The organism is Oceanobacillus damuensis (assembly GCF_001618145.1).
Taxonomy (GTDB): Bacteria; Bacillota; Bacilli; order Bacillales; family Amphibacillaceae; genus Oceanobacillus; species Oceanobacillus damuensis.
Window position 1 is genome coordinate 192,882 of sequence record NZ_LQNF01000006.1, and the last position, 10,666, is coordinate 203,547.

Below are 10,666 nucleotides of genomic sequence, written 5' to 3' on the forward strand. Positions count from 1 at the left end.
TTTAAATACCAAGAGGAGGTTTTATAAGTGGCTAAGAATATGCCGGAAATCGAAGAATATAAATATGGTTTTCATGATAAAGACGTCTCCATTTTCCGTACTGAAAGAGGATTGACAAAAAGAGTCGTTGAAGAAATCTCCAATATGAAGGAAGAACCACAATGGATGCTGGATTATCGTCTGAAAGCATTGGAGCATTTCTATGAGCGTCCAATGCCTCAATGGGGTGGAGATCTAACCGGATTGGACTTTGACGAGATCGTTTATTATGTAAAACCATCGGAAAAACAAGGGAGAACATGGGATGAAGTGCCTGCAGAAATCAAGCAGACATTTGATAAACTTGGAATTCCTGAAGCGGAACAAAAATATTTGGCTGGAGTATCCGCACAATATGAATCTGAAGTTGTTTACCACAGCCTGAAAGAAGATCTTTCTGACCTGGGTATCGTATTTAAAGATACGGATACAGCTTTAAAAGAAAATGAGGATCTTTTCAAAGAATATTTTGGTAAAGTAATTCCTTATTCCGATAACAAATTTGCTGCATTGAACTCAGCTGTATGGTCTGGCGGATCCTTCATCTATGTTCCGAAAGGTGTTGAAACATCAACACCTTTACAGGCATATTTCCGTATTAACTCTGAAAATATGGGTCAGTTTGAAAGAACATTGATCATCGTTGACGAAGGGGCATCCGTTCACTATGTTGAAGGTTGTACAGCACCAGTGTATACGACAAATTCCCTTCACAGCGCAGTTGTTGAAATCATTGTTAAAAAGGATGCATATTGCCGTTATACAACAATTCAAAACTGGGCAAACAATGTGTATAACCTTGTAACGAAACGTGCTGTATGTGATGCAAATGCGACAATGGAATGGATTGATGGTAATATCGGTTCCAAATTGACAATGAAATACCCGGCAATCCTGTTGAAAGGTGAAGGAGCTCGTGGTAACACACTTTCTATCGCTATTGCAGGTAAAGGACAGGTACAGGATGCAGGTGCTAAAATGCATCACCTGGCACCAAACACTTCTTCGACCATTGTTTCGAAATCCATTTCCAAACAAGGTGGAAAAGTATCGTATCGTGGACTTGTCCATTTCGGACGTAAAGCAGATGGCGCTCGTGCAAACATCGAGTGTGATACGCTGATCATGGATAATGAATCGTATTCAGATACAATTCCTTACAATGAAATTCTGAATGACAATATTTCATTGGAACACGAAGCGAAAGTTTCCAAAGTTTCCGAAGAGCAATTATTCTACCTGATGAGTAGAGGATTGACGGAAGAGGAAGCAACAGAAATGATCGTCATGGGCTTCATCGAGCCATTCACAAAAGAACTTCCGATGGAATATGCAGTAGAAATGAACCGTCTGATCAAGTTTGAAATGGAAGGTTCGATTGGTTAAGTTTGAATTCCAAAGCCTCAAACCGGTTATTCCGGTTTGAGGTTTTTTCTATTGGTTGGTGCCTGGCACTGTTCGGTTTTCGACAAAATTCGGGGAGTGACAGGCACCGGTTTGTGATATGATGGTTGTAGTATATTGAGGATGGTAGGGATTATTTTGGTTATTTTGATGTGTTTGGTAATTGGTGTTATTACTGCGTTTGTTGGTTCGATGATGGGATTGGGTGGCGGGATTGTTCTTGTTCCCAGTTTGTTGTTGATGAGCTCTGTTTCAGATGGATTTGCCTGGGCAACTCCACAGGCAATCGTGGGTATTTCTTTGATAACTATGGTAGTAACCGCCTTATCTTCCACCATGGCTTATGCCAAAGGGAAAAGGGTTGATTATAAAACGGGGTTTCTTTTTCTGGTTGGAAGTATCCCTGGTGGAGTACTTGGTTCGTGGCTGAATCAATTTATTGATTCTCAGTCATTTTTAATGTATTTTGGTGTATTAATGATAGTAATTTCATTATTATTTTTTATCAAAAGGCAACCTTCCGATAAACGGAGATTTACAGGAGATGAGCGGGGTGTCCGTACATTTGAACTTTACGGAGAAACCTTTCGCTATCGTGTCTCCATTCCGATTGCATTTATTTTATCATTACTCGTAGGAACATTATCCGGTTTGTTTGGAATTGGCGGCGGTTCGATTATGGTACCGGCAATGATTTTACTCTTCGGGTTTCCTGCACATGTGGCAACAGCTACATCCATGTTTATGATTTTCTTTGTAAGTATTGTAGGAGCAAGTACACATATAGCGCTTGGACACATTGCCTGGGAGTATGTGCTATTCTTTATACCTGGTTCATGGATTGGTGGTAAACTTGGAGCAAAGGTAAATCAACTGTTGCCAGGAAAAACACTGGAATTAGTATTGCGGATCCTGCTTGTTTTTATCGGATTGCGTATGATATTTCAAGGATTATCCTAAGGAGTTATCGATATGGAGGAAAAACTATACTTTTACTATACGAATGATCTACATAGCAATTTTGAACAATGGCCTCGAGTTACAGCATTTTTAAAAGAGGAGAAAGCCCTCCGTGAGGAAAGAGGAGAATCTAATTGGACCATTGATATCGGTGATCATGTCGATCGCTCCCATCTGATTACAGAAGCGTATATGGGAAAGTCCAATATACAGCTTCTGAATCATGCCAACTATGATTTTGCGACGATAGGCAACAATGAAGGTATAACAATGTCACACAACGATTTTCATCATCTGTATGATGAGGCGGAATTTCAGGTAGTCTGTGCAAACTTAAAGAGTACCAATGATGTACAACCGTCCTGGCTTAACGAGAAAATCAAAATCGAATCGGTGAATGGCATCAAAATAGGGTTAATTGGATTGACTGCCCCATTCAATGCATTTTATAATTTGCTGGGCTGGCATATTTCCCCTGAGTTTGAAGCACTTGATAAACATATTGCCGAGTTGAAAGAATCCGTCGATATAATTATCCTCCTTTCCCATCTCGGTATCAGTGTCGATCAGGAGATAGCACGAAGGTATAAAGATATTGATGTCATTATCGGCGGTCACACCCATCATCTGCTGCGGAATGCTGAATATATAAATAACACTGTTATTACCGCTGCAGGGAAGCATTGTTATTTTATCGGAGAAGTTATCTTGACTTGGGATCATGATCAGAAAAAACTCGTTAAAAAAGAGGCTTTTACAACGGATATAACGAATACAGCCAAAGACCTGGAAACAGTGAAGTATTTGAACGAGATGCAGGAGGTAGCTGAGCAAAGACTTGGGGAAACAGTTGTTCATATTGAACAGCCGATTGAGGTCAGCTGGTTTACGGAAACTCCGATTTTAAAGGAGCTTACGAATACAGTAAGAGAATGGACCAAAGCGGATGCGGCGATGTTAAATTCTGGGCTTCTGCTGGATAGATTGCCTTCAGGGGATGTTACCTATAAAGATATCCATCGTATCTGTCCACATCCCATTAATCCTGTTGTAGTGGATTTAAAGGGTAATGAACTGATGGAAGTCATCCGTGCATCGCTGTCAAAGGACTTTATGGAATTGAAGCTGAAGGGATTCGGGTTTCGCGGTGAACTGCTTGGAAGAATGGTTTTTTCAGGACTTACTGTCGAGACTGCATTTCACAACAATGGCGGTGAATACGTTAAGCAAGTGTTGCTTGATAACGGTCAACCGGTAGACCCTGATGAAACATATTACATTGCTACAGCTGATACTTTCACTTTTGGACGTCTTTTGCCGGAAATTGCGAAATCGGATACGAAACGATATTATGTACCTGAATTTCTCAGGAACCTCCTTGCAGATACTTTGCGGCGGAAGTTTTAAACCGTTGCAGGCTTGACCTGTGACACGTTGCCCCCTAGTTGCATACAAATATAAGGTAAATTGCGAAGGGGGCAATCATCATTATGATTACGATAAATCCGCTTGAAGTAGACGGCATGATTTTTACGGCAGTAAGTGTTGAGCTTCCAAAAACTACTCTGCTGACGATATCAAACGACATCGGCTACATTATGTGTGCAGCATTGGACGTGGATATCTTTAATGAGATACCGAAACTGAAAGAACGTCAGGTAGTCGCAGGCCGTGCAGTTGGAGTTCGCACGATTGATGAGTTATTGAATGCACCACTGGAAAAAATCACGGATGCTTCGAAAGCCTATGGATGGGAAGTCGGCATGACGGGAAAAGATGCCTTACTGAAAATATCGTGACATGAATGTCTTCCATTTGGAAGACATTTTTTCTGTAAATGGAGTCCACGAAGTCACCGCACTGCCAAAAAGTAGGTTAATTGTGCTAATAATTGTATTATTTTCATAGCATATCTTCAGTTTTTCTGATACTATTTAAGTAGACTAAGGTCTCATTTTGTTGAATCATGCCGATGTTAGGAGATCATTATGAAACTAGCGAGTACGAAATCAACCAAACCAGGTACCATTCTTGCACAATCTATCTATAATGAAAATGGCGTCGTGCTTCTGGCTAAAGGCATGTCCTTGACAACTCAGATAATTAATAGGCTGCTGGACCAGGGAATTACATATATCTATATAGAAGACAAACATACAAAGGACATTTATCCGGAATCGATTATCCCTGATAAGCTGCGTAAAGAAGCAACCGAAACAATAAAAGACACATTTAGGCAAATAAAAAAAGATGGTTTGATGGACAATTCTTATATTTTAAATAAAAAAGGCAAAGATCTTGGAAACGTAGTAGAACAGATTCTTCGGGAAATCCAGAATAATGAAAAGTCGCTGACATTACTTTCCGATATCTTTATTTCGGATGATTATGTTTTTCAGCATTCTCTCAATGTAGCAATTTATTCCCTTGCCATTGGCGTTGAAATGAAATATCCAGAAAAGGCTCTCTTGGAAATAGGTGTTGGAGCTATATTGCATGATGTGGGAAAGATCTTTATTGATTCCGATATTTTGCATAAACCGGAACGGCTGACAGACGAGGAATTTGAAATTATCAAAAGTCATACACAGATTGGTTACGATTATTTGCGGAAGCATTCTGGAATTCCAGCTGTTGTTGCTCACTGTGCCTATCAGCACCATGAGCGGCTGGATGGATCGGGATATCCGCGCGGTATTTCTGAAAAAGATATGCTCCCATATGCCAAATTGATTGGAATTGCGGATGTATTTGATGCTGTAACAAGCAATCGTGTATACAGAGAGGCCATGCTTCCTCATGAAGGACTGGAAATTCTGTATGCAGGTGCCATGAGTCTTTTTGACAAAGAAATGGTGGAAGCCTTCAAACGGAGCATTTCTGTGTATCCGGAAGGTTTGTCTGTAGAACTGAGTGACGGCCGTCAGGGAATCGTTATAAGACAAAACGAACAGCTCTGTGATCGTCCGGTAATCAGGATCGTTAAGGACAATGGTCTGGAAGTGGAAAATGTATATGAATTAAATCTCGGCAATGTGGTCAATATAACAATCACTGCCGTTTTAACGGATATTCAATAGAAATCATTCCTTTACTATTAATCATTCTAACCCTCTTAAAACAAGCATAAATTGTTTTGAGGGGGGTTTTTCATTGAGAAATAGAAAACGCTATCGGAAAAAATTTGCATCGCCTCCAGGTAACTATTTAATGATGGTCACTTTAATCATATTTGTAGGCTGTCTTGGCCTCAACATATGGATTATCGATAAACGGATTGAACCAGTGCTAATGAATATCGGCGAAACAAAGACAGATGAATTTGCAACACGCGCAATTAACTCCGCAGTCAGGTTTGCAGCAGAATATAATTATGATGAAGTGTTGAATATAACCTATGATAATGAAGGACATGTTGCCACATATGGCTGGAATCCTGCTGTAGTCAGCGAAATAAACCGGGTGGCAACAGATCGGGTTGAGGAATTTCTGCTGAATGTAAACCGCGGGGATCCGATTACATATGATTATTCTCTCCATGAACCTTATGAATATGAAGAGGGTGCCCGAGGACGTGCCGAACAAGACCCAACTTTGGTGGAGGTTCCGCTAGGTCAGGTTACCGGTAATACCGTATTGGCTAATTTAGGCCCGAAAATCCCAATAAATTTAGAGTTGGTAGGAAGTGTAAGAACGAATATAGTGAGGGAAGAAGAAGAATTTGGGATCAACGGGACATGGGTTTCTTTATATGTCAATGTGGAAGCGGATGTCCAGATTGTCATTCCATTTACGACTGAAGTGAAAACGGTAAATACGGAAATTTATATCGATGGTGGAGCCATCTTAGGTAAGGTGCCTGATTTTTACGGCGGGGGAGGTGATGGACCATCGATATCAGTACCAAAAGAGGACTTGCAGGATAATTGATTTTCTTGTATAGTAAATAATTGTGTAATTTAATAATAAACCTTATCAGATCGGTGAGGTAGAGGCGCAAACGGGATGAGTAGTCAATCGGAGAATGACAACGGTGATGGTTGACAAAAGGATTGTTTGCCGAAGCGTAATAAGGGTCAGACTTATTATTGCTGGTACATCTTTGAATAAAGGATGCACTGTCATGCAATAGATTGGCATGGAGAACTACTGATCGAAATGGAGGATAACGTATATTGTGAAAAACAATGATGGGTTATTTTCTGTCGTTGTTTTTTTTGTGTCCAAAAATAAATGGCGTTTGCTCGTACACCAGCATTTCGAACTCAATAGCTTGTCTCCTGCACATTCGAAATTCAAAATTAGGGGGTAAAATTGTATGGAAGGTACTATTTTTTCGATAATTCCAGCACTGATTATGCTGGCTCTAGTTATACTGACAAGAAAAGTATTATTGTCCTTGGGGGCAGGAATTATTGTTGGAGCTTTATTTATTCATGATTTTAACATTATAGGTTCTCTTACAGAAATTTGGACGGTCTTTTATGAAATATTTATTTCTGAAGGAGCTTTTAATACTGGAAACCTGCTTTTATTGGGATTTCTTTTGTTATTGGGTATGATGACAGCATTTCTGCAGGCCTCAGGCGGCAGCAGGGCGTTTGGGGAATGGATGATGCAACGTGTGAAAACGCGCACGGGAGCACAGGTAATGACAAGTGTAATGGGGTTAATCATCTTTATTGACGATTACTTCAATAGCTTGGCTGTCGGTCAGATTTCCAGGCCATTAACAGATAGGCATAAAATTTCTCGTGCAAAGCTTGCCTATTTTATCGACTCAACTTCGGCACCTGTTACGGTAATATCGCCAATATCAAGCTGGGGTGCTTATATAATAGGGATACTTGGTGGTCTGTTCGCAGCTAATGGCATTACCGACCTCCAGCCGCTGACAGCTTTTATTCAAATGATTCCACTTAATCTATATGCACTTTCTGCAATATTGCTTGTATTTATGGTCGCTTACCTCAAACTGGATATTGGACCAATGCGCTTACATGAAGAAAGAGCCATCAAAACAGGTGCTGTGCTGGACCCGAATCAGAATAATGTACCTGGAGATTTAAGTGATACGTTTACCCCACATCAATCAGGTAAAATTTATCACCTATTACTTCCGATCATCATATTAGTTGCAGGTACTGTCTTATCCATGATTGTTACTGGTGCAAATGCAAGCGAGGGAAATGTGACGATTTTAACTATCTTTGCCAATACTGATGTGAACTTATCATTATTTATTGGTGGAGTTGCAGCTGTCTTAACCTCATTGGCATTCCATGTCAGACTAAGTACCCCGAAAGCAAATGGGTTTAAAATTTTTGCTGAAGGGATGAAGACTATGCTTCCGGCCATCTATATACTTGTATTGGCATGGATGATCGGTTCTATTATAGGAACACTCGAAACGGGTACGTATTTAGCGCAACTTGTTAGTGATGCTTCAATCAATCCTTCCATGCTGCCAGTACTGTTCTTCATTATCGCAGGTTTGATGGCCCTTGCAACCGGTACTTCGTGGGGAACCTTTGGTATAATGCTGCCGATCGCTGCCGAAGTTGCAGTTGTTGCTGATATTGATATGCTTCTGCCTGCAATGGCTGCTGTACTTGCCGGAGCTGTTTTTGGAGATCATTGTACACCAATTTCAGATACAACGATACTATCATCGACAGGGGCAGGTTCAAACCATATTGATCACGTACTCACGCAACTGCCATATGCCTTAATGGCTGCAGGAGCGGCAATTATTGGTTATCTCCTTGTCGGGTTGACCAGTATGGTGATTATACCATTGCTTGTTTCACTTGTTCTTATATTGATTCTAGGTTTCACTATTCATCACTTAAAAAAATAATACGGAACAAACTAATAATAAAAGCCTTTTGCCATTTATGGTGAAAGGTTTTTTTTGCAAGTAAGAAAGTAGAAACTTTCATACTTGCATAAGTGCAACGAAGGCAATCGCCGAAAAGGGGCGGAGCATGCCAAGTTTTCTATGAAATAAGAAAAGTATTAATTTTGGCAGCAATTAACTCTTATACATAAACAGCAGACGTGTTCACTCACTCGGGAGAGGCTGTCCCAGACTCGGGAGACGCAATCACTCACTCGGTAGAGCCCCCGTCAAACTTGAGAAAAGTGCTCACTTACTCGGTAAAGCCCCGTCAAACTCGGGAGGTGCCTGCACTCACCAGGTAGAGCCTCCGTCAAACTCGTGAGACGTGTTCACTCACTCAGGAGGGCCAGGCAGGAAATCAACGGATCAACGTAGACAACTGTTTCCATAAGTGGAATCTAAATTTCTGTAAATGTAATATATAGAAAATTAGAAAAATGTTTTGACATAGGTTAAAAGTACCGTTATAATACAAGCATAAATGTTTGAAAAGAAAAAATATTAAAACATTTCTATTGGCAATTTGTCATAGAGTGCTAATAGAAAGGAATACAAGGGAGGTCATCACATGGAAACACGTTCGCAATGGGGGACAAGAGCAGGTTTTATTTTGGCTGCTGTTGGTTCTGCGGTAGGTTTAGGTAACATCTGGCGTTTTCCGGCAGTCGCTTACGAAAATGGTGGGGGAGCATTTTTTATACCCTATCTATTCGCACTTCTCACTGCCGGGATACCGATACTGATTATGGAGTTTACAATGGGACATAAGTATCGGGGTTCTGCACCATTAACATTCAAAAGGATGAACAGGAAAACAGAATGGTTAGGCTGGTGGGGAGTTTTAGTTGCATTTGTAATATCCACTTACTACTCAGTTATCATTGCCTGGGCAATATCGTATTCCGTTTTCTCTTTTAATCTGGGATGGGGAACAGATACAGAAGGATTCCTATTCGGCGACTATTTGAATCTAACAGTCGATCCGGGTCAAACAGGAAGTCTCGTGCCTGGAGTGCTTATTCCTTTAATTATTGTATGGGCAGTAGTTTTGGGGATTTTGTTTAAAGGTGTTAAAAAGGGCATTGAACTTGCAAACAGAATCTTTATCCCTACTTTAGCAATTATTTTCCTTATCATTGTTATTTATGCTTTAACACTGCCTGGTGCAATAACTGGACTGGATGCATTTTTTGCTCCTGATTTCAGCAGGATAGCAGATCCTGATGTTTGGGTTGCGGCCTATGGACAGATATTCTTTAGTTTATCGATTGCCTTCGCCATAATGATTACTTACTCCAGCTATTTACCAAAAAAATCGGATATTACCAACAATGCTTTTATTGTCGGCTTGGGTAATTCCAGTTTTGAACTGCTAGCAGGTATTGGTGTATTTGCTATTTTAGGATTTATGGCATTTTCAGCAGGTGCAGCTGTAGATGAAGTGGTTGCTGGCGGGGTTGGATTGGCTTTTGTGGTCTTTCCGGCCATTATCAACGAATTTCCATTCCTGAACGAATTCTTTGGATTCCTTTTCTTTGCATCATTGGTTCTGGCAGGACTAAGCTCATTAATTTCCATTACAGAAACATATGTAGCAGGCTTAGCTGACAAATTCAATGTTTCAAGAACAAAAGCAGTGCTTATTGGTGGAGGATTGGCAGCAATTATTTCCTTGCTTTATGCTACACAGGGCGGATTGTACTTCCTTGATGCGGCAGACTACTTCATCAATCAATTCGGGGTGGCATTGGTTGGTTTAATTGAAGTAATCATGATTGCTTGGATTTTACGTGAACTGAAAGGTCTTCAGTCACATGCAAACGGCATTTCAGATATCCGTCTTGGGTCATGGTGGACGATTTCTTTGAGTATTGTAACACCAATCGTATTAGGTTATATGATGTTTGGTTTGTTTAAACAGAATTTTCTTAAGGAATTTGATAATCCTACAGGAAATTATGAAGGATATTCAGACACATTTATTATGTTTGGCGGATGGGCAGTGGCAGCGGCGGCTTTACTTATTGGAATTTTAATATCTTTTGCGAAATGGAAAACTTCAGAAGCGGTTGATGAAGACATTCAAAAGACTGGGGAGGCAAAATAAATGACTGGTGGAGCAATTGTTGTAATGATCCTCGGTATGTTAATAATTTGGGGTGGACTTGGAGCAAGTGTTTGGTATGCATTGAAAAAAGCAAAAGAAGCAAATTAAATATCAGAATAAATAAAGAGCCTTTATCAGTCTAAAGGCTCTTTATCATAAAATAAAAAAGTATAAATTTTTGGCAGCAATTAACCCTTACACATAAACAGCCACGTCCAGCTCCGGTTCCTAGAAACTCCTGTCATAAGCAATGG

Annotated in this window: 9 protein-coding genes and 1 riboswitch; all 9 genes read left to right on the top strand. The window is 40.2% G+C overall.

What is annotated here, in order from left to right; translation table 11 throughout:
* Positions 1–27: 27 nt before the first annotated feature.
* The 9 genes from sufB to A4245_RS20065 all read left to right on the top strand — a co-directional run bounded on the left by sufB (position 28) and on the right by A4245_RS20065 (position 10,520).
* Entirely contained in the window at positions 28–1,425 is a 1,398-nt protein-coding gene (gene sufB, locus A4245_RS08140; protein ID WP_067727221.1) for a Fe-S cluster assembly protein SufB, read from the top strand.
* A gap of 156 nt (positions 1,426–1,581) precedes the next feature.
* A complete protein-coding gene (locus A4245_RS08145; protein WP_067727222.1) occupies positions 1,582–2,403 on the top strand; it encodes a sulfite exporter TauE/SafE family protein in 822 nt (273 codons plus the stop codon).
* 12 nt (positions 2,404–2,415) lie between these two features.
* Positions 2,416–3,810, top strand: coding sequence for a bifunctional metallophosphatase/5'-nucleotidase (locus A4245_RS08150; RefSeq protein WP_067727223.1), 1,395 nt, complete (start codon positions 2,416–2,418; stop codon positions 3,808–3,810).
* Between the two features lie 83 nt (positions 3,811–3,893).
* Positions 3,894–4,202, top strand: coding sequence for a YunC family protein (locus A4245_RS08155; protein WP_067727224.1), 309 nt, complete (start codon positions 3,894–3,896; stop codon positions 4,200–4,202).
* A gap of 189 nt (positions 4,203–4,391) precedes the next feature.
* Positions 4,392–5,483, top strand: coding sequence for an HD-GYP domain-containing protein (locus tag A4245_RS08160; RefSeq protein ID WP_067727225.1), 1,092 nt, complete (start codon positions 4,392–4,394; stop codon positions 5,481–5,483).
* A gap of 73 nt (positions 5,484–5,556) precedes the next feature.
* Positions 5,557–6,333 (top strand): sporulation protein YunB, encoded by a 777-nt coding sequence (gene yunB / locus A4245_RS08165; RefSeq protein WP_084268729.1) that lies wholly within the window; start codon positions 5,557–5,559, stop codon positions 6,331–6,333.
* Positions 6,334–6,384: 51 nt separating this feature from the next.
* Positions 6,385–6,560, top strand: a riboswitch (Lysine riboswitch).
* A gap of 161 nt (positions 6,561–6,721) precedes the next feature.
* Positions 6,722–8,263, top strand: coding sequence for a Na+/H+ antiporter NhaC family protein (locus A4245_RS08170; protein WP_067727226.1), 1,542 nt, complete (start codon positions 6,722–6,724; stop codon positions 8,261–8,263).
* 610 nt (positions 8,264–8,873) lie between these two features.
* A complete protein-coding gene (locus tag A4245_RS08175) occupies positions 8,874–10,412 on the top strand; it encodes a sodium-dependent transporter (RefSeq protein ID WP_067727227.1) in 1,539 nt (512 codons plus the stop codon).
* On the top strand, positions 10,413–10,520 hold the full coding sequence (locus tag A4245_RS20065; protein ID WP_157087681.1) for a MetS family NSS transporter small subunit: 108 nt from the start codon (positions 10,413–10,415) through the stop codon (positions 10,518–10,520). It begins immediately after the preceding gene.
* Positions 10,521–10,666: the final 146 nt, after the last annotated feature.

What these genes read in the sequence shown, in the direction of transcription:
- A4245_RS08150 (WP_067727223.1), top strand. Translation starts at nt 2,416, where the DNA reads ATGGAGGAAAAACTATACTTTTACTATACGAATGATCTACATAGCAAT.
- A4245_RS08175 (WP_067727227.1), top strand. Translation starts at nt 8,874, where the DNA reads ATGGAAACACGTTCGCAATGGGGGACAAGAGCAGGTTTTATTTTGGCT.
- A4245_RS08160 (WP_067727225.1), top strand. Translation starts at nt 4,392, where the DNA reads ATGAAACTAGCGAGTACGAAATCAACCAAACCAGGTACCATTCTTGCA.
- A4245_RS20065 (WP_157087681.1), top strand. Translation starts at nt 10,413, where the DNA reads ATGACTGGTGGAGCAATTGTTGTAATGATCCTCGGTATGTTAATAATT.
- A4245_RS08155 (WP_067727224.1), top strand. Translation starts at nt 3,894, where the DNA reads ATGATTACGATAAATCCGCTTGAAGTAGACGGCATGATTTTTACGGCA.
- A4245_RS08170 (WP_067727226.1), top strand. Translation starts at nt 6,722, where the DNA reads ATGGAAGGTACTATTTTTTCGATAATTCCAGCACTGATTATGCTGGCT.